An 18,862-nucleotide genomic window follows, 5' to 3' on the forward strand; every position below is an offset into this window, starting at 1 on the left:
TGAGGCATAGCCAAAATGTCTGTCATCGAAACATGAAAGAATATGCAAGTGTTAAGTCTGATTAATCAGGTTGACTGAAATGTAGCGTAAATTGTGTGGATGTAAATTGTCTTTGTTTGCTATATCATGCCGACCGATTTTTATTTCTCAACGATTGCAGGACTTGTACACCATGCCAGTGTTACACAACCGCGTTTCGAATGAGATGTTGAAAGCGCGTATGTTGGCCGAAACCGAACCGCGCACAACGATCTCTTTCTATAAATATTTTACCATCAACGATCCACAGGCGACCCGCGATGCGCTTTACCAGGCTTTCACCGCCCTGAACGTGTTTGGTCGCGTCTATCTGGCGCGTGAGGGTATTAACGCGCAGATCAGCGTGCCGGAAAGCAAAGTCAGTGCCTTCCGCGATCTCCTTTATGGTTTTGATCCGGCGCTTAACGGCTTACGCCTGAACATTGCGCTGGATGATGACGGCAAATCGTTCTGGGTGCTGCGCATGAAGGTGCGTGAGCGTATTGTGGCGGATGGCATCGACGATCCGAACTTCAATGCCGCTAATGTGGGGGAGTACCTCAAGGCCGCTGAAGTGAACGCGATGCTCGACGATCCGGATGCAGTGTTCATCGATATGCGTAACCACTACGAATATGAAGTGGGCCACTTCGAGAATGCGATGGAAATTCCTGCCGACACTTTCCGCGAACAGCTGCCGAAAGCGGTTGAGATGATGCAGGAGCATAAAGACAAAAAGATCGTTATGTATTGCACCGGGGGGATCCGCTGCGAAAAAGCCAGTGCCTGGATGAAACACAACGGTTTTAATAAAGTCTGGCATATTGAGGGTGGGATCATTGAATATGCCCGCCGCGCCCGCGAGCAGGGGTTACCGGTGCGTTTTATCGGTAAAAACTTTGTGTTTGATGAGCGTATGGGCGAGCGAATTTCAGAGGACGTAATCGCTCACTGCCACCAGTGCGGTACGCCGTGCGACACGCATACCAACTGCAAAAACGACGGTTGTCATCTTCTGTTTATTCAGTGTCCTGCATGTGCCGAGAAGTTTAATGGCTGCTGTAGCGAGCTGTGCAGTGAAGAGAGTATCCTGCCTGAAGAAGAGCAACGTCGTCGCCGTGCCGGGCGCGAGAACGGGAATAAGATCTTTAATAAATCCCGGGGCCGACTGAATACCAAACTGGGTATTCCGGACCCGGAGTAAAACATTGCACGGCGGCGTAAAAGCCTGCCGGGCCTGTTTTATGACTTTTGCTGAACGCCTTCCACCGAAATAATCAGCTCTACATCCTGCGATGCCGGTCCTAAATCTGTGGTGATATTAAAATCTTTCAGATGAATTTTGCCGGCGGCTTCAAAGCCAGCACGTTTTCCGCCCCACGGATCGTCGCCCTGGCCGATTAATTTCGCATCCAGTGTTACCGGTTTTGTTACGCCGTTCAGCGTAAGATTACCGGTAATAGCGAGCTTATCACCGTCTTTCTTCACTTCTGTCGACGCGAAAGTAGCTTGCGGGAATTTGCCTACGTTCAGGAATTCAGCGCTGCGCAGATGTTTATCACGCTCGGCGTGATTAGTGTCGACGCTGTTAGTATTAATGGTGACGTTTACTTTATCGGCAGCAGGGTTTTTCTCGTCGAAACTAAATGTGCCATCGAAATCATTGAACGTACCATATAACCAGCTGTAACCCAGATGCTGAATACGGAAATTGACGAAGGCATGCTGGCCTTCTTTATCAATTTTATAGTCGGCGGCAATGGCCGAACCGGTGGTAAATAACAGCGAACCTAATGCGATACCCAACAGGCGTTTTTTCATTTTATGCTCCAGAGTCAACTGACGAACGGCCAAGCATGCGCTTCAGCGTATCGTCTTTATCGATAAAGTGGTGTTTCAGGGCCGCAAGGCCATGCAGAACAGACAGGATCACCACGCTCCATGCCAGCCACAGATGAACTACACCTGCGGTGTCAGCCTGTGAACCGGCGTCAGCCAGCGTGGCAGGGACGTCAAAGAGCCCAAACACGCTGATCTGTTTGCCGTCTGCGGTCGAAATGAGATAGCCGCTGATCAGAATGGCGAACAGCAGAGCATAGAGTGCGATATGTGCGCCAATAGCGCTTATGCGGGTAAGACGGCCATGGCTTTTGGGGGCAGGAGGGGGCGGAGAGAGATGTCGCCAGATCACGCGAAAAACCAGACCCATCATCAGCAGAACCCCAATGCTTTTGTGCAATTCGGGGGCCTGATGATACCAACCGTCATAATAGCTTAATGTCACCATCCAGAGGCCGAGACCAAACATGGCATAGACAGCAAGTGCAAATAGCCAGTGTAAACACATGGATATTATTCCGTAGCGGCTGGAGGAGTTACGCCATTGCATATGAATTTCCGTTCTCAAATGACTGAGCAATAAAAATGGCCGGATTAATTAAATAATGCAACTGAAAAAAAGGAATAATGTTATTTAGTTATTTTATTTCAGCGAATTTGAATATGTTTCCGCAATGTATTTCAATCGCTTCGTTCAATAAATTTGAGATGACTTTTTATAAAAACTATAAGTTAAATAAGTTTAAAGGAGTGTCAATAAACGTCAGTGATGGTTTTCAGAAGAATACAATAAAGATGACGTCAACAATCGCCAGCAGCGACCAAAGGACAATGTAGAGCATGAAATGCTCGCGGATGTTATTGATAAGGTAATTCACCAGTCTGCGCATGATGATCCTCTCGCAAATCAGGCTCCGGTTATTCGGAGCCTGTAGCGGTATTATCGGCTAAAGCGCGAGAGCGCGAAGGGTTTGAGATCAAACGAAGGCGCAACCCCCTGAGCAAACTGGGCGGCGATTTCACCTAACACAGAGGCAAATTTAAACCCGTGACCGCTGAGCCCGGTTACGATCAGGGTGTTGTCGTGCCCAGGCAGGGTGTCGATGATGAAGTCTTCATCTGGCGTATTGTCGTAGGTGCACGCTGCGCCATAAAGCAACCCGCCTACGCCCGGCAGAATATTACGCAGGAACGTGAAGGCTTCGGAACCATCCTGCGGATAGGCTCCGTACGGCTTGCGTTCTTCCGCAGAGGAAATGACCTGTCCGCCGTTATGTTTGCCAATCTTGAGCGCGTCTTTTTCCGAGGGGAAACCGTAGTACTGGTCGCCATTAGGTAACTCGCCCGTGAACGCCGGGAATTTGTTCTGGCTGCAGTAACGCCCGTCAGACTGGAACCAGGAGAAGACTTTGCGTACCGGCTGGATGGGCAGATCCGGCAGCAGTTTCGTCACCCACGTTCCCGCACTCACCAGCAGGCGCGTGGCGGTATATTCACCTTCAGACGTGGTGACGGTTGAACCCCCGGCATGGTGGGTGATACCCGTGACCGGACAGTTAAACAACTGTGCGCAGCCCGCTTTGGCGGCGAGATCAATCCATGTCTTAATGGCCGTTTCGCTGTGCAGTACCCCGGAATTGGCTTCAAACAATCCAATGTAGTCTTCAGGGACAGAAATTTCCGGCCAGCGCGCCATTATGTCGTTCGCATCCAGACGCTCAACATCCAGACGGTAGGCTTTCGCGCTCTCCTCGACATTCGCCAGAAACGTGGAGTTGGCGGGCCCCAGATTAATAACCCCGGTGCGCTCAAAAATGCGTTCTTCGGTGACTGCGGCCAGCTCATCCCACAGCGTCTGAGCCCGAAGCACCAGCGGTACATAGCGCTCACCTTCGCCGTAAGCGTGACGGATAAGACGGGTATCGCCGTGATGGCTTCCTTCAGAATGAGGGGGATGGTGGGCGTCAATCATCAGCACATTCAGACCCGCCTGCGTAGCGTAATAACCGGCTGCAGATCCAACGGAGCCGCTTCCGATAATGATCAAATCGTATTTCATAGGCTTCTCTTTACTAACGCTTTGTTAGCAGAGTAATTAACTATGTGGGCTTATACAAGAGCGAAATAAATAAGGCACCGCGAGGGTGCCTGTTGAGTGAAAAGGGGCATAAGGTCAATGCCGTTTATACTCATTTTCCTGGTAGTCGCCAGATTCTATTTTTGCGATGCCTGCTTCCAAAATAGAAATAAACTGACGGGCGACGTCTGTTGTAAGCCACAGCGTCTGTCCAACTTCCGCTTCGTCACGGTTTAGCTGATTCGGGGTCTGGTAGTGCAAACGCAGCATCAGCGCATCGTAGCTGTCTACGGTGCTGATATCCCAGCCAACGAGTGGATGGGTCTGGATGACTTCATTATTCTTTTCCATTATAACCCCCTTAATGCGTGTTAGAAGACAACGACTTTGAGGTTCAATGCATGTTTTTCTGAAAGCTTTTTCAGTATATCAATTAATAAGGGTTCCGCAGGAAAAAATAAACGGGTAGCAACACATTTTTCTGCTTTTTAGGATTGTTCGAACAATAAAACGTCATCTTGTTCACGATTTTCTAAGAAGATACTGAAATATTTTGAACTTTCAGGAGACGAAACGAAAAAAAGCCGGGGCGACCCGGCAAAAAAACACAATGAGGGAGCAAATTTTAATCAGTGATAAACCAGTCGTCGGCGCTTTCCCATGTTTCCTGCAAAATTTCGCTGATGCGGTCTTTGTCTTCTTTCGCGCCGCCAATGACGGAAAGATGGTTTGCTGTCGCATAACGTACCGTTATGGCGCCATCGTTTTCAGGAAAAGTGCTGTTAATACGTCGGGATAGCTCACCCGCCAGAGCGTCGAGTGCGCCAGCAGGCAGGACGGTGGTTTTGGCAATGGTGACTTCAATACGCATAAATGCCCCCTGTGTAATATACTGTTTATTTATACAGTTATATTGGCGGTTTGACAACAGGGGGATGACAATTTTTTAGCTTTTTACCGTCCAGCTTACGGTTTCACCGGCCAGGAAGGGGATCAGCGTATCGTCGGTGAGCTCAATCGACGCTTCAACCTGGCTTTCTTTGCGCTCCAGCTCAATGAACGTGTCATTAACCGGCAGACCGTAGAAACGCGGGCCGTTAAGGGAGCAGAAGGCTTCGAAATGGCCTAACGCATTCATCTCGTCAAAGACGGTTGCGTAACTTGCCAGGGCGGTCGGGGCGTTAAAGCAGCCTGCACAGCCGCAGCTCGCCTCTTTTCGGTGACGGGCATGCGGGGCGGAATCCGTGCCGAGGAACGCGCGCGGGAAGCCGCTGGCGACCAGCTCACGTAGCGCCTGCTGGTGGATATTGCGCTTGAGGATCGGCAGACAATACAGATGTGGGCGAACGCCACCCACCAGCATGTGGTTACGGTTAAACATCAGGTGCTGCGGGGTGATGGTGGCGGCAATCAATTCGTTTCCATCCCGGACATACTCTGCGGCATCTTTGGTCGTAATGTGTTCAAACACTACCTTCAGCCCAGGAAGACGCTGGCGCAGCGGCTCCATGACCGTTTCGATAAAACGCGCTTCGCGATCGAAAATATCAATGTCAGCGTGGGTCACTTCCCCGTGCACCAGCAGTGGCATTCCCAGTTTTTGCATACGCTCCAGAACGGGCATGATGGCGTCAATGCTCGTCACCCCATGGCTGGAGTTGGTGGTGGCGTTTGCCGGGTAGAGCTTCGCGGCGGTGAACACACCTTCGTTAAATCCGCGCTCAACCTCATTGGGATCCAGCGAGTCCGTCAGGTAGCAGGTCATCAACGGAGTAAAATCGTGCCCGGCCGGAACGGCGTCAAGGATACGCTGGCGATAGGCGATCGCGGCCTCGACGGTGGTGACTGGCGGAACCAGGTTAGGCATAACAATCGCACGGCCATAAATTTCGCTGGTATACGGCACGACGGTTTTCAGCATGTCGCCATCACGAAGATGGATATGCCAGTCGTCTGGGCGGCGGATTTTGAGAACCTGGGATTGTACAGTCATGGAAGCTCCGGCTTGAAAGGGATCAGTCATAAGATGGCTGTTTTTGCCGGACACAAATCATAAGCGGAAACGTTTTCGTTTGCACACTATTCCGTTAAAAAAAACGGGCGCCTGAGCGCCCGGAGTATTTAGTCGGTGAAAGGAATGATGATTTCACCCGGTTTCACCTCTATCCCTTTGGCATATTTTTTCGCCAGAGATTCGCCCTTACTCTTGTCTTCGCTCAGAACGTAGGCGGGCTGCTGGTTGAAATAGTTCTGTAACGACTGGTTGAGATAAGGCATCAGCGTTTGCAGCACCGGTTTCATTTTATCCGGCGTGATGACCGCATCGACGATTTCCATCTCTTGCAGGAAAATTGCCCCTTTCTCTTTATTGAAGACCGGCAGCGCCTTGAGCTTCAGCTTGATATCCGCTTTCTGATTGCCGAAGAGCGAGGTCATGTCCAGGCTGGCATCGCCGGACAGGGTGACTTTGTTAGGCTCCTCGCGCCCAATCTGGCTGGCGAGATTCGTCAGGACGATATGTGCATCCGCAAGGCCGGGCACGCCGATATCTTTTGAAAAGTTATTATGTTTTTCCAGCGCCTGATTAATTTCCTGCTCACTGACGGTGTACTGCGTAAGCTGGTTACATCCCACCAGCAGCCCACTGACAATTAACGCAGCGGCAATAACGATCTTTTTCATGGTGTTCCTCAACATAAAATCGGCGCATCTGTCCTGATACGCCAGTATGTCAGGGTGATCCTGGAGAAACCAGCAGAAAAAACTGATAGTGAAGGGAGGTAAATATCCTCCCCCAGAAGGTCAGGCGCCAGGCTCCAGCATCCCGCGGGTGCTGCGTTTATCACTGAACTGCCACCAGAGGGCAATCAGCGTCATAAAGCCGACCATACCGAGCATGACCCACGGCAGCTCCGGCTGATGGAGCGCTTTTCCGGCATCAAACAGCCAGCCGCCACCGGTGTAACCCAGCGCGCCGCCAAGCGCCAGTCCGAGACGGCTGAAGCCCATGTAGCTGCCACGGGCCCGGGCGTCGGCAAGTGACGCGCTCAGGGTTTCACGGGCCGGCTCGGCAATGATTGAGCCAATATAGAAGGTGCAAATCAGCATAAACAGCTGCTGGAGTGAACTCACCAGGCCGATGGGCATCATGCTCAGCGTCATCAGCAACAGCCCGGCCATCAGACGGTGCTCAAGCCGGAAACGGCGCTCGCTCCACCGGGCAATCGGATAGAGCAGAGTCAGAGAAAGGCAGGCCTCAATGGCATACATCCATTTTACCGCCGCCGGCGTGCCAGCAATATCGTTAACCATAATCGGCAGCATCAGCATGACCTGCACGGCGAGCATGTAGTAGCCGGTCAACGTTAAAACATAGGTGACGAAGCGTTTATCGCTCAGCACGCGGTCAAGCCCTTCCCGCACCGGCGCTTTTACCGTCGACAGCTTCCATGCAGGCAGAAACAGACCGTTAAACAGCGCGCAGAGAATAAACAGCACCGCGCCGGTGGCGCAGACCAGGCGGAAATCGTATTGCAGCAGCCAGCTTCCCAGCAGGGCGCCCACTACCGCGCCAGCGCTGTCCTGCATCATCAAAATTGAGAAGAAACGCCCCCGGTGTTGCGGACGGATAAGCTTAACCACCAGCGCGGTACGCGGTGGGTCGAAAAGGGTGCCGCCAATCCCGGAAAGGAAACAGGAGAACCACAGCAGCCAGGGGTCATGAGCGATTGCCATCGTGGCGAATCCCGCCGCACGTAACAGCATGCCGGTGACGATCATCGGTTTCGCACCAAAGCGGTCGGCTATTGCCCCGCCAAACACGCCAAGACCCTGTTGTACAAACTGGCGTAAGCCCAGCGCGATCCCGACCATTAGCGCCGCCCAGCCCATTTGATCGACAAAACGAATCGATATAAGTGGAAAAACGACAAAAAAGCCGAGCACGACCAGCATGTTATCGACGAGCAGGAAATATTTACCCAGGCTCCTGGCCTGTGATACGCGGGACATTTTCCCTCCAGGGAAAATAAAAGGTGAGCACGCTAATATTCTGCGGTGTCGCCGCGCTTTTTCACATACCTGCTGGCGACAATATTTTTTTATCAAAAAGGTGCTTTGATAGAGAGTTCTCATCGAAAAATGTGAAAAGCGATAAAAATGGTATGTCACTGTTTTCACAGAAGGCACAGGCGCAGGTATAGTAAAGCTAACAGGCAGAGCAGAAGCGACGGGAAGGAGTGGTATCGATGTTTGGCTATCGCAGTAATGTGCCAAAAGTGCGTCTGACGACGGACAGGCTGGTCGTTCGTCTGGTGCATGAGCGTGATGCCTGGCGTCTGGCGGATTATTACGCCGAGAATCGCCAGTTTTTAAAACCCTGGGAACCCGTTCGGGACGAGAGCCATTGCTACCCCTCTGGCTGGCAGGCGCGCCTCAGTATGATTGCGGAATTTCACAAACAGGGAAGTGCGTTTTATTTCGCGCTTCTCGATCCGGAAGAGAAAGAGATCGTTGGCATTGCCAATTTTTCAAACGTAGTACGCGGGTCGTTTCACGCCTGCTATCTCGGGTATTCCATCGGCCAGAAATGGCAGGGGCAGGGGCTCATGTTTGAGGCGCTGACGGCGGCGATTCGCTACATGCAGCGCACGCAACATATCCATCGCATTATGGCGAACTACATGCCGCACAATAAGCGCAGCGGCGATCTGCTGGCCCGCCTGGGGTTTGAGAAAGAGGGCTATGCCAAAGATTATCTGCTGATTGACGGCGAGTGGCGGGACCATGTCCTCACCGCGCTCACCACGCAGGAGTGGACCGCGGGTCGTTAAGGAGAAAAGATGAAATATCAGTTAAATGGCGCCGAAGCGCGCGTGATTGGCTGCCTGCTGGAAAAGCAGGTTACGACGCCGGAACAGTATCCTCTTTCCGTGAATGCCGTCACGATGGCCTGCAACCAAAAGACGAACCGTGAGCCAGTGATGAACCTTGGCGAGCACGAGGTGCAGGATATCCTTGATGAGCTGGTGAAGCGCCACTACCTGCGCACCGTCAGCGGCTTCGGTAATCGCGTCACTAAATATGAACAGCGCTTTTGTAATTCCGAATTTGGCGATTTAAAACTCAGCGCCGCAGAAGTGGCGGTTATCACCACGCTGCTGCTGCGCGGGGCGCAGACGCCGGGTGAACTGCGCACACGCGCCTCCCGCATGCATGAGTTTCAGGATATGCAGGACGTTGAACAGACGCTGGAGGGATTAGCCTCACGCGAGGACGGTCCTTACGTGGTGCGTCTGGCCCGCGAGCCGGGCAAGCGTGAAAGCCGCTACATGCACCTGTTTAGCGGCGACGTGGAGTCCTCTACGCTGGCCGTCGAATCCGACACGCCAGCATCAAACGACAGCCTGACCGCGCGCGTGGCAGCCCTGGAAGACGAGGTTGCCGGGCTGAAGCAGCGTCTGGATGCTTTACTCGCACACCTGGGAGATTAACCGTGACTACATTACGCATTGGAGTGGTGGGGCTGGGCGGGATTGCGCAAAAAGCATGGCTGCCCGTTTTAGGCGCCGCGTCAGACTGGACGCTGCAAGGGGCGTGGTCGCCCACCCGCGAGAAAGCAGAGCGCATCTGCAAAACCTGGCGCATCCCTTATGCTGGCTCACTCCAGGATTTAGCCCGTGAATGTGATGCGGTATTTGTGCATACCTCAACCGCGACGCACTTCCAGGTGGTGAGCGAGTTGCTGAACGCAGGCGTTCACGTCTGCGTTGATAAGCCGCTGGCGGAAAATGTGCAGGATGCTGAACGACTGATTGAGCTGGCCGCGCGTAAAAAGCTGACGCTGATGGTCGGCTTCAACCGCCGTTTTGCGCCGCTCTATCAGAAGCTTAAAGCGCAGTCCGGCTCGTTTGCCTCTCTGCGTATGGATAAGCACCGTACCGACAGCGTAGGGCCGAACGATCTGCGGTTCACGCTGCTGGATGATTATCTCCACGTCGTGGATACGGCCCTGTGGCTGGGTAACGGAAAAGCCCAGCTGCAAAGCGGCACGCTGCTGACCAACGAGCAGGGTGAAATGGTTTACGCCGAACATCATTTTGCCGTTGAGCATTTACAGGTGACGACCAGCATGCATCGTCGTGCGGGCAGCCAACGCGAGTCCGTGCAGGCCGTTACGGATGGCGCGCTGTATGACGTCACCGATATGCGTGAGTGGCGGGAAGAGAAGGGCAATGGCGTGCTCGCGTTACCCGTTCCCGGCTGGCAGAGCACCCTGGAGCAGCGTGGCTTTGTGGGCTGCGCGCGTCACTTCATTACCTGCGTGCAGAATCAGACGGTTCCTGAAACGTCCGGGGAGCAGGCCATTCTGGCGCAGCGCATCGTGGAACGACTCTGGCGCGAAGCGATGTCGGAATAACTCGCTGTAACATCTGCCGATAGTAATTCGTTGAAATCCGGTTAGACTAAGCGCCGCTTGTTGGCTTTGCCGGGTGGCGCTTTCGCTTATCCGTCCTGGAAATCCGTAGGGTTGTGGAACTTCACGTTAATGAACTTATTAAAATCGCTGGCGGCCGTCAGCTCGATGACCATGTTTTCCCGCGTGCTTGGCTTTGCGCGCGATGCCATTGTGGCAAGGGTTTTTGGCGCAGGGATGGCGACTGACGCCTTTTTCGTTGCGTTCAAGCTGCCGAACCTGCTGCGCCGTATTTTTGCCGAAGGGGCTTTCTCACAGGCATTTGTCCCGATCCTCGCGGAATATAAAAGCAAGCAGGGCGAAGATGCCACCCGCGTCTTTGTGGCGTACGTTTCCGGTTTACTGACGCTGGCGCTGGCGATCGTGACCGTACTGGGGATGCTGGCAGCGCCCTGGGTAATCATGGTAACGGCGCCGGGCTTTGCCGACACGGCGGATAAATTTGCCCTGACGACGCAACTGCTGCGGATAACCTTCCCCTATATTCTGCTGATTTCGCTGGCGTCGCTGGTGGGCGCCATCCTGAATACCTGGAACCGCTTCTCCGTGCCGGCCTTTGCCCCCACGTTCCTTAACGTCAGCATGATTGGCTTTGCGCTGTTCGCCGCGCCGCATTTTAACCCACCGGTGCTGGCGCTGGCCTGGGCCGTGACCGTCGGCGGGGTGTTACAGCTTGCTTACCAGCTCCCGCACCTGAAAAAGATCGGCATGCTGGTTCTGCCGCGCATTAATTTCAAAGATGCGGGCGCAATGCGCGTTATCAAACAGATGGGACCGGCAATACTCGGCGTGTCCGTCAGCCAGATCTCGCTCATCATCAATACCATCTTCGCCTCTTTCCTGGTGTCGGGCTCGGTGTCCTGGATGTACTACGCCGATCGTCTGATGGAGTTTCCATCCGGGGTGCTGGGCGTGGCGCTGGGGACTATTCTGCTGCCGTCGCTGTCGAAAAGTTTCGCCAGCGGCAACCACGATGAATACTGCCGCCTGATGGACTGGGGTCTGCGTCTCTGTTTTCTGCTGGCGCTGCCAAGCGCGGTGGCGCTGGGGATCCTGGCGAAACCGCTGACGGTGTCGTTGTTCCAGTATGGAAAATTCACCGCCTTTGATGCCGCCATGACCCAGCGTGCGCTCGTAGCCTACTCAGTGGGGCTGATGGGGCTGATTGTCGTGAAGGTGCTTGCGCCCGGCTTCTATTCACGTCAGGACATCAAAACGCCGGTTAAGATTGCCATTGTGACGCTGATCATGACGCAGCTGATGAACCTGGCGTTTATTGGTCCGCTGAAACACGCGGGTCTGTCACTGTCGATTGGTCTGGCGGCCTGTCTCAACGCCGGGCTGCTGTACTGGCAGCTGCGTAAGCAGGATATCTTCACCCCGCAGCCGGGCTGGGCAAGCTTCCTGCTGCGTCTGGCGATCGCGGTAGTAGTGATGGCGGCCGCGCTGGTTGGCATGTTGTATGTCATGCCTGAATGGGCGCAGGGCACCATGCCTTACCGCCTGATGCGTCTGATGGCCGTGGTGGTGGTCGGGGTGGTGGCGTACTTTGCCACGCTGGCGGTGCTTGGCTTCAAAGTGAAAGAGTTTACCCGCCGCACGGTATAAACGCCAAAAGGGGAGTCACCAGAAGGTGCTCCCCGCTTCATGACATGCCGCTAGTGCGTCAAATCGAAATCTTTTTCCCGCCCGTGATACGTGCCGTGGCCGTTTGACCATCCGCACCGTACAGCCCCGGCTCTTTATAGGGCTTTAACACCTCAAGCGCCTGCTGATTACGGATAATCTGACCTTCCAGCAGCCAGCCGTTATGCTGGTTGAGATCGCGAAGATGCTGGGTTTTTTCTGTAATGGTCTGCCAGCGTTCGTTGATCTCATCATTGGCGCTGCGTTTCGTGTCTTGCTCAGCGCGTCGCTGTTTTTCCAGATAATCCAGGGTCGCCAGCAGCGAGCTTTTATCTTCAGTAATGCGTTGCAACGCGCTGCCGTTGATTTGACCAGAAGAGAGGTGGTGCTGTTCTGCGTCCATCACCGTTTTCAGGTCGTTCAGGACCACCGTCATCTGATCCAGTATTTCTGACAGTCGACTCATACGGTTAATTACTCTGGAGGAAACTCTGTGCGTCCTGAATCAGCGCATCAGCGATTTTGCTGGTATCCATTTTCAGTTCGCCGTTACGGATAGCCGTTTTCAGCGCTTCAACTCGTTCCATGTTGATATCGCTGCTGCCTGGCTGCATCAGCTTCGACTGCGCATCGCTCAGCGTGACGCTGGTGCTGTTAGCCGTCGAGGTTTTTTCCAGACGCGTTTTTTGCGGGGCAGCCTCACTCGTTTCGCGAGGTTGTACAGTGCTAACCGGCTTCAGGGCTGATGTACGATCAATGCTCATAGTGTTGTCCTCATCGAGGGTTCGCGGCGTTTGCGCCTGACATCATCATTTGTTGAATATTTATCGGCAGTCGCCGCGAAATCTTTAAAAAGATTACAGGTTAATCAGAATATTCCCATCAGGACCGACCGTGCCGCTGACCACCTGGCCTGAGGACATTCTGACCCGGGCATTTTGTGCTACTGCGGCATTATTCAGCGCTTTTCCTTCACTGTTGATACTAAAGCCTTCGCCATTGGCGACCACCATCACCTGTTGTCCCGCCTTCACCCGCCACGCCTGGCGCAGCATAGAGAGCTGTATCGCCTGTCCAGGGGCGACATCGCGCAGGCTGACCGCCTCCTGAGCCTGGTTAATATCCAGCATCGTCCGCGGTGGAAGCTGATCCAGACGGCCTCGCTTCAGCGTTACGCTGTCTGGTTGCAGCAGGCTGCCCCGGGGAATGGGAACGGCGGCGACAACATAATTGCCTGTCGCCTGAACCGCAACCTGTAAATAACGTTTTTCGTTGGCGCAACGCGCCAGCACATTCACGTTGCCCCATAATCGGGTGCTGCCGGTCACGCTAAATGACGGGGCTTCGCAGGAAGGGTAAAGGTTAGGCGGGGTGCGTACGGTCACGCGTACGTCATCGCTGAAACCGGCCAGCTTCTGCGCAAAGAATGCATTGAGCTGGTTCTCTAACCCCTCAGCCTGCACAAGAGGGCTCAAAAGCAGCAGGGTCGCCGCAAGGCCACGTTTAAAAGTCCGCATCGCACGTTCCACCATGTCCAGAATTAAGCAAATTCTACCCGCAGTGGTTTTCCATCAACGCAACAAATAGCGACGCATTTTGCGCTTATTCCGTCGATAGGGGAGACGGGGTGAGATTTAAGCTGTGAACTGAAATTTTCTCATCAGCGGAGGAGACATGCTCGATAAACTCGACGCCGCGTTACGTTTTCAGCAGGAAGCGCTCAACTTACGCGCCCAGCGGCAGGAAATTTTAGCCGCCAATATCGCCAACGCGGACACCCCCGGGTATCAGGCGCGCGATATTGATTTTTCCAGTGAACTCAAAAAAGTGATGGAGCGTGGACGTGCCGAAGGGACGGGTGTCTCACTTGCCCTGACATCCTCACGGCATATTCCCGCTCAGGCGATGACCGCGCCAACAACTGACTTACTTTATCGTGTCCCCGATCAGCCCTCGCTTGACGGCAATACCGTCGACATGGACCGGGAGCGCACACAGTTTGCCGATAACAGCCTGCAATACCAGACAGGCCTGACGCTACTCGGCGGGCAAATCAAAGGCATGATGACCGTCCTGCAGGGGGGCAATTAGTAAATGGCCTTGCTGAATATTTTTGATATCGCCGGTTCGGCATTAACGGCGCAGTCCAAACGACTGAACGTGGCAGCCAGTAACCTGGCCAACGCCGACAGCGTGACCGGACCTGACGGACAACCGTATCGCGCTAAACAGGTCGTCTTCCAGGTTGATGCTGCACCGGGTGCGGCAACGGGCGGCGTGAAAGTGGCGGACGTGGTTGAGAGCCAGGCGCCCGACAAGCTGGTTTACGAGCCAGGCAACCCGCTCGCGGATGCCAGCGGCTACGTGAAAATGCCGAACGTGGATGTGGTCGGGGAGATGGTGAACTCCATGTCCGCGTCACGCAGCTACCAGGCAAACGTCGAAGTGCTTAATACCGTGAAGAGCATGATGCTCAAAACACTCACTCTCGGCCAGTAAAGGAGACACGCATGTCCATCGCCGTAAACGTGAATGACCCGACAAATACCGGCGTCAACAGCACCAGTAGTGCAACCGGTTCCAGCTCTCTCACCGGAAGCAATGCCTCCGATTTACAGAGCAGCTTTCTGACCCTGCTGGTGGCACAGCTGAAAAATCAGGACCCGACCAATCCGATGCAGAATAACGAACTGACCACGCAGCTTGCGCAGATCAGTACCGTCAGCGGCATTGAGAAACTGAACACCACGCTCGGCTCGGTCTCCGGTCAAATCGATAACAGCCAGTCCTTGCAGGCCGCCAACCTGATCGGTCACGGGGTGATGATCCCGGGGACCACGATTCTGGCGGGCACCAGCACCACCGATGGCACGTCCACCACCACCACGACGCCGTTTGGCGTTGAGTTGCAGCAGCCAGCCGACAAAGTCACCGCCACCATCAAAGACGCCAGCGGCAACGTGGTGCGCACGATTGAGATTGGCGAGCTTAAAGCGGGCGTTCATACCTTTACCTGGGATGGCAGCCTGACCGACGGCACTAAAGCGCCTAACGGCTCGTATCAGGTTGCGATTAGCGCCAGCAACGGCACCACGCAGCTGGTAGCTCAGCCGCTACAGTTTGCCCTGGTTCAGGGCGTCATCAAAGGTAGCGATGGCAACAAACTGGATTTGGGTACCTCCGGTACCACCACACTCGACGAAGTTCGGCAGATTATCTAAGCCTTCATACTTATCAGGAGTAAGTCATGGCCTTTTCTCAAGCGGTCAGCGGCCTGAATGCTGCGGCCACCAACCTGGACGTCATTGGCAACAACATCGCCAACTCCGCGACCTATGGTTTTAAATCCGGTTCTGCGTCTTTTGCAGATATGTTTGCAGGCTCTAAAGTGGGCCTGGGCGTGAAGGTTGCGGGTATCACCCAGGACTTCACTGACGGGACGACCACCAACACCGGTCGTGGTCTGGATGTCGCCATCAGCCAGAACGGTTTCTTCCGTATGGTAGATGCCAACGGTTCCGTGTTCTACAGCCGCAACGGCCAGTTCAAGCTGGATGAAAACCGTAACCTGGTGAACATGCAGGGGCTTCAGTTAACCGGTTATCCGGTTGCCGGCACGCCGCCTACGGTGCAAACCGGTGCGAATCCGCAGGCGATCACCATCCCAACGACGCTGATGGCGGCGAAGTCCACCACCACGGCCTCTCAGCAGATCAACCTGAACTCCACCGATACCGCGCCAACCGTCGCATTCGACCCGGCCAACCCTGACTCTTACAACAAGAAAGGCACCGTGACGGTGTTTGACAGCCAGGGTAATGCGCACAACATGAACCTGTTCTATGTCAAAACAACTGACAACAAATGGGATGTGTATACCCAGGATGGCAGCGTAGCGGGTTCTCCTGCAAAAAAAGCGGCACAGATGAGCTTCGACAGTAACGGTAACCTGGCGGGTGTTTATAACTACGACGCTGCTGGCGTGATAAGCGCTACGCCAAACGCCACCCCAGCTATCAACATTACTACTGGCATCATTAGCGGTGCGGAGCCTGCCGAGTTCTCTCTGAGCTTCCAGAGCTCCATGCAACAGAACACCGGTGCGAACAACATCGTGGCGACGAGCCAGAACGGTTATAAGCCGGGCGATCTGGTGAGCTACCAGATCAACGATGACGGCACCGTTGTCGGTAACTACTCCAACGAACAGACCCAGGTGCTGGGCCAGATCGTGCTGGCTAACTTTGCCAACAACGAAGGCCTGAAGTCCGAAGGGGATAACGTCTGGTCCGCCACGCAGTCTTCCGGTGTTGCCCTGCTGGGTACCGCGGGTTCCGGTAACTTCGGCACGCTGACCAACGGCGCGCTTGAAGCCTCCAACGTCGATCTGAGTAAAGAGCTGGTGAACATGATTGTCGCGCAACGTAACTACCAGTCCAACGCGCAGACCATCAAAACCCAGGATCAGATCCTCAACACGCTGGTTAACCTGCGTTAAGCGGCTGACGGGAAAGCGCAATGGATCACGCAATATATACAGCGATGGGGGCTGCAAGCCAGACGCTCAATCAGCAGGCTGTTACCGCCAGCAACCTGGCGAACGCCTCCACGCCTGGTTTTCGTGCACAGCTCAACGCACTGCGTGCGGTGCCGGTAGAAGGGCTGTCATTGCCCACGCGTACGCTGGTCACCGCCTCCACGCCGGGCGCCGACATGACGCCAGGCCAGATGGATTACACCGCGCGTCCGCTGGACGTTGCCCTTCAGCAGGACGGCTGGCTGGCGGTGCAAACGGCTGACGGCGCAGAAGGGTATACCCGCAACGGTAACATTCAGGTGAGCGCCACCGGACAGTTGACGATTCAGGGGCATCCGGTGATGGGCGAAGCCGGTCCGCTGACGGTGCCGGAAGGGTCAGAGCTGACCATTGCGGCAGACGGGACGATCTCGGCGTTAAACCCGGGCGACCCGGCGAACACCGTTGCGCCTGTCGGTCGTCTGAAGCTGGTGAAAGCGGAAGGCAACGAAGTGCAGCGTGGTGATGACGGGATGTTCCGTCTGACCCAGGCGGCGCAGGCCACGCGTGGCGCCACGTTACAGGCCGACCCGACCATCCGCGTGATGTCCGGCGTGCTGGAAGGCAGTAACGTCAAACCGGTCGAAGCCATGACCGACATGATCGCCAGCGCCCGCCGCTTCGAAATGCAGATGAAAATCATCAGCAGCGTCGATGAAAACGCAGGCAAGGCTAACCAACTTCTGGCTATGAGTTAACAGGACTCCCTATGATCAGTTCTTTATGGATCGCGAAAACCGGTCTGGACGCACAGCAAACCAATATGGATGTAATTGCCAACAACCTGGCAAACGTCAGCACCAATGGTTTCAAGCGCCAGCGTGCGGTTTTCGAAGATTTGCTTTATCAAACGATTCGTCAGCCAGGGGCGCAGTCTTCTGAGCAAACCACGCTGCCGTCCGGTCTGCAAATTGGTACCGGCGTACGCCCGGTCGCCACCGAGCGTCTGCACAGCCAGGGCAACCTGTCCCAGACCAACAACAGCAAAGACGTTGCCATCAAAGGTCAGGGTTTCTTCCAGGTGCAACTGCCTGACGGGACCTCCGCCTATACCCGCGATGGTTCGTTCCAGGTGGATCAGAATGGTCAGCTGGTGACGGCGGGCGGCTTCCAGGTTCAGCCTGCGATCACCATCCCGGCGAACGCGCTGAGCATCACCATTGGCCGTGACGGTATCGTCAGCGTCACTCAGCAAGGTCAGGCCGCGCCGGTTCAGGTTGGTCAGCTCAACCTGACGACCTTCATGAACGATACCGGACTGGAAAGCATCGGTGAGAACCTCTACACCGAAACGCAGTCTTCTGGCACGCCAAATGAAAGTACCCCCGGCCTGAACGGTGCGGGGCTGCTGTACCAGGGGTATGTGGAAACCTCGAACGTTAACGTGGCGGAAGAACTGGTGAATATGATCCAGGTCCAGCGCGCCTATGAAATTAACAGTAAAGCAGTGTCGACGACCGACCAGATGCTGCAAAAACTGACGCAACTCTAAGGTGTAGCCCGGTGCGGTAAACGTCGCACCGGCTCCCTGTTTTCGAAGATGAAGGCAATGCAAAAAAACGCGGCGTTTCGTTATCCGATCCTGACTGTTCTGGCTGTCACCCTCAGCGGGTGTGCCTGGATCCCGTCTAAACCATTGGTACAGGGTGCGACTACCGCCCAACCCGTTCCCGGCCCCGCGCCGGTGGTGAACGGCTCTATTTTCCAGACCGCGCAGCCGATTAACTACGGTTATCAGCCGCTGTTTGAAGACCGTCGTCCGCGTAACGTCGGCGATACGCTGACCATTGTGTTGCAGGAAAACGTCAGCGCGAGCAAGAGCTCGTCGGCGAATGCCAGCCGCGACGGCAAAACCAATTTTGGCTTCGACACCGTACCGCGCTATCTGCAAGGGCTGTTCGGCAACGCCCGTGCGGATGTGGAAGCCTCCGGCGGCAACACCTTTAACGGTAAAGGTGGCGCGAACGCCAGCAATACCTTCAGCGGAACGCTGACGGTAACGGTTGACCAGGTTCTGGTGAACGGCAACCTGCACGTGGTGGGCGAAAAACAGATCGCCATTAACCAGGGTACGGAATTCATTCGCTTCTCCGGTGTGGTTAACCCTCGCACTATCAGCGGCACCAACACCGTACCGTCCACACAGGTGGCGGATGCGCGCATTGAGTACGTCGGCAACGGCTACATCAACGAAGCGCAAAATATGGGCTGGCTGCAACGCTTCTTCCTTAACTTATCGCCGATGTAAGCG

General features: G+C 54.7%; 24 protein-coding genes. 12 read left to right on the top strand and 12 right to left on the bottom strand.

What is annotated here, in order from left to right:
• Positions 1-172: 172 nt before the first annotated feature.
• Positions 173-1,222 carry a rhodanese-related sulfurtransferase gene (locus tag CKK19_RS18520; RefSeq protein WP_023299780.1) on the top strand — a complete coding sequence of 350 codons (1,050 nt, stop codon included), beginning with the start codon at positions 173-175 and terminating at the stop codon, positions 1,220-1,222.
• 38 nt (positions 1,223-1,260) lie between these two features.
• On the opposite strand, the gene CKK19_RS18525 is transcribed toward CKK19_RS18520, so the two are convergent.
• From CKK19_RS18525 to mdtH, 9 genes are all read right to left on the bottom strand, one after another.
• Positions 1,261-1,839: a YceI family protein gene (locus CKK19_RS18525; RefSeq protein WP_022647711.1), complete on the bottom strand. Its 579-nt coding sequence runs from the start codon at positions 1,837-1,839 to the stop codon at positions 1,261-1,263.
• Between the two features lies 1 nt (position 1,840).
• Positions 1,841-2,407, bottom strand: coding sequence for a cytochrome b (locus tag CKK19_RS18530; protein ID WP_063853807.1), 567 nt, complete (start codon positions 2,405-2,407; stop codon positions 1,841-1,843).
• 226 nt (positions 2,408-2,633) lie between these two features.
• Positions 2,634-2,747: a YceO family protein gene (locus tag CKK19_RS18535; RefSeq protein WP_022647713.1), complete on the bottom strand. Its 114-nt coding sequence runs from the start codon at positions 2,745-2,747 to the stop codon at positions 2,634-2,636.
• A 50-nt stretch (positions 2,748-2,797) separates the two neighbouring features.
• Positions 2,798-3,916 (bottom strand): N-methyl-L-tryptophan oxidase, encoded by a 1,119-nt coding sequence (gene solA, locus CKK19_RS18540; RefSeq protein ID WP_225455202.1) that lies wholly within the window; start codon positions 3,914-3,916, stop codon positions 2,798-2,800.
• 114 nt (positions 3,917-4,030) lie between these two features.
• Positions 4,031-4,285 carry a biofilm formation regulator BssS gene (gene bssS, locus CKK19_RS18545; protein ID WP_023299782.1) on the bottom strand — a complete coding sequence of 85 codons (255 nt, stop codon included), beginning with the start codon at positions 4,283-4,285 and terminating at the stop codon, positions 4,031-4,033.
• 274 nt (positions 4,286-4,559) lie between these two features.
• Complete coding sequence (gene dinI / locus CKK19_RS18550; protein WP_022647715.1) at positions 4,560-4,805, bottom strand: DNA damage-inducible protein I; 246 nt, start codon at positions 4,803-4,805, stop codon at positions 4,560-4,562.
• 75 nt (positions 4,806-4,880) lie between these two features.
• Positions 4,881-5,927: a dihydroorotase gene (pyrC, locus tag CKK19_RS18555; RefSeq protein ID WP_063853809.1), complete on the bottom strand. Its 1,047-nt coding sequence runs from the start codon at positions 5,925-5,927 to the stop codon at positions 4,881-4,883.
• Between the two features lie 128 nt (positions 5,928-6,055).
• Positions 6,056-6,616 carry a lipoprotein gene (locus CKK19_RS18560; RefSeq protein ID WP_022647717.1) on the bottom strand — a complete coding sequence of 187 codons (561 nt, stop codon included), beginning with the start codon at positions 6,614-6,616 and terminating at the stop codon, positions 6,056-6,058.
• Positions 6,617-6,736: 120 nt separating this feature from the next.
• Positions 6,737-7,945 carry a multidrug efflux MFS transporter MdtH gene (gene mdtH / locus CKK19_RS18565; RefSeq protein ID WP_022647718.1) on the bottom strand — a complete coding sequence of 403 codons (1,209 nt, stop codon included), beginning with the start codon at positions 7,943-7,945 and terminating at the stop codon, positions 6,737-6,739.
• A gap of 236 nt (positions 7,946-8,181) precedes the next feature.
• Here mdtH and rimJ point away from each other — a divergent pair, with 236 nt between their 5' ends.
• From rimJ to murJ, 4 genes are all read left to right on the top strand, one after another.
• Positions 8,182-8,766, top strand: a complete 585-nt coding sequence (rimJ, locus tag CKK19_RS18570; RefSeq protein WP_003858007.1) for a ribosomal protein S5-alanine N-acetyltransferase — start codon at positions 8,182-8,184, stop codon at positions 8,764-8,766.
• A gap of 9 nt (positions 8,767-8,775) precedes the next feature.
• Positions 8,776-9,426 carry a YceH family protein gene (locus CKK19_RS18575; RefSeq protein ID WP_022647719.1) on the top strand — a complete coding sequence of 217 codons (651 nt, stop codon included), beginning with the start codon at positions 8,776-8,778 and terminating at the stop codon, positions 9,424-9,426.
• A 2-nt stretch (positions 9,427-9,428) separates the two neighbouring features.
• The gene (locus tag CKK19_RS18580) at positions 9,429-10,352 is read left to right on the top strand and encodes a Gfo/Idh/MocA family protein (protein ID WP_063853810.1); all 924 of its coding nucleotides are present in this window, start codon (positions 9,429-9,431) and stop codon (positions 10,350-10,352) included.
• Positions 10,353-10,481: 129 nt separating this feature from the next.
• On the top strand, positions 10,482-12,017 hold the full coding sequence (gene murJ, locus CKK19_RS18585; protein ID WP_017384735.1) for a murein biosynthesis integral membrane protein MurJ: 1,536 nt from the start codon (positions 10,482-10,484) through the stop codon (positions 12,015-12,017).
• Between the two features lie 58 nt (positions 12,018-12,075).
• Here murJ and flgN read toward each other — a convergent pair whose 3' ends face one another.
• The 3 genes from flgN to flgA form a co-directional block, all read right to left on the bottom strand.
• The gene (gene flgN / locus CKK19_RS18590) at positions 12,076-12,501 is read right to left on the bottom strand and encodes a flagella biosynthesis chaperone FlgN (protein ID WP_022647721.1); all 426 of its coding nucleotides are present in this window, start codon (positions 12,499-12,501) and stop codon (positions 12,076-12,078) included.
• 4 nt (positions 12,502-12,505) lie between these two features.
• Positions 12,506-12,799 (bottom strand): flagellar biosynthesis anti-sigma factor FlgM, encoded by a 294-nt coding sequence (gene flgM / locus CKK19_RS18595; protein ID WP_063853811.1) that lies wholly within the window; start codon positions 12,797-12,799, stop codon positions 12,506-12,508.
• A gap of 93 nt (positions 12,800-12,892) precedes the next feature.
• On the bottom strand, positions 12,893-13,552 hold the full coding sequence (flgA, locus tag CKK19_RS18600) for a flagellar basal body P-ring formation chaperone FlgA (protein ID WP_022647723.1): 660 nt from the start codon (positions 13,550-13,552) through the stop codon (positions 12,893-12,895).
• 157 nt (positions 13,553-13,709) lie between these two features.
• Between flgA and flgB the strand changes: the two genes are divergently transcribed.
• From flgB to flgH, 7 genes are read left to right on the top strand one after another with little or no spacing between them, the layout of a single operon-like run.
• Positions 13,710-14,126, top strand: coding sequence for a flagellar basal body rod protein FlgB (flgB, locus tag CKK19_RS18605; protein ID WP_045622629.1), 417 nt, complete (start codon positions 13,710-13,712; stop codon positions 14,124-14,126).
• A gap of 3 nt (positions 14,127-14,129) precedes the next feature.
• Positions 14,130-14,534, top strand: coding sequence for a flagellar basal body rod protein FlgC (gene flgC / locus CKK19_RS18610; RefSeq protein WP_003857997.1), 405 nt, complete (start codon positions 14,130-14,132; stop codon positions 14,532-14,534).
• A gap of 11 nt (positions 14,535-14,545) precedes the next feature.
• On the top strand, positions 14,546-15,256 hold the full coding sequence (flgD, locus tag CKK19_RS18615) for a flagellar hook assembly protein FlgD (RefSeq protein ID WP_003857994.1): 711 nt from the start codon (positions 14,546-14,548) through the stop codon (positions 15,254-15,256).
• 26 nt (positions 15,257-15,282) lie between these two features.
• Entirely contained in the window at positions 15,283-16,533 is a 1,251-nt protein-coding gene (gene flgE, locus CKK19_RS18620; RefSeq protein WP_023305860.1) for a flagellar hook protein FlgE, read from the top strand.
• A gap of 20 nt (positions 16,534-16,553) precedes the next feature.
• Positions 16,554-17,309, top strand: a complete 756-nt coding sequence (locus tag CKK19_RS18625) for a flagellar basal body rod protein FlgF (protein ID WP_022647727.1) — start codon at positions 16,554-16,556, stop codon at positions 17,307-17,309.
• Positions 17,310-17,320: 11 nt separating this feature from the next.
• Positions 17,321-18,103, top strand: coding sequence for a flagellar basal-body rod protein FlgG (gene flgG / locus CKK19_RS18630; RefSeq protein WP_000625853.1), 783 nt, complete (start codon positions 17,321-17,323; stop codon positions 18,101-18,103).
• A gap of 57 nt (positions 18,104-18,160) precedes the next feature.
• A complete protein-coding gene (flgH, locus tag CKK19_RS18635; protein ID WP_003857987.1) occupies positions 18,161-18,859 on the top strand; it encodes a flagellar basal body L-ring protein FlgH in 699 nt (232 codons plus the stop codon).
• Positions 18,860-18,862: the final 3 nt, after the last annotated feature.

It is taken from the genome of Enterobacter sp. CCUG 70166 (genome assembly GCF_020224095.1).
In the GTDB taxonomy this organism is placed as follows: domain Bacteria; phylum Pseudomonadota; class Gammaproteobacteria; order Enterobacterales; family Enterobacteriaceae; genus Enterobacter; species Enterobacter intestinihominis.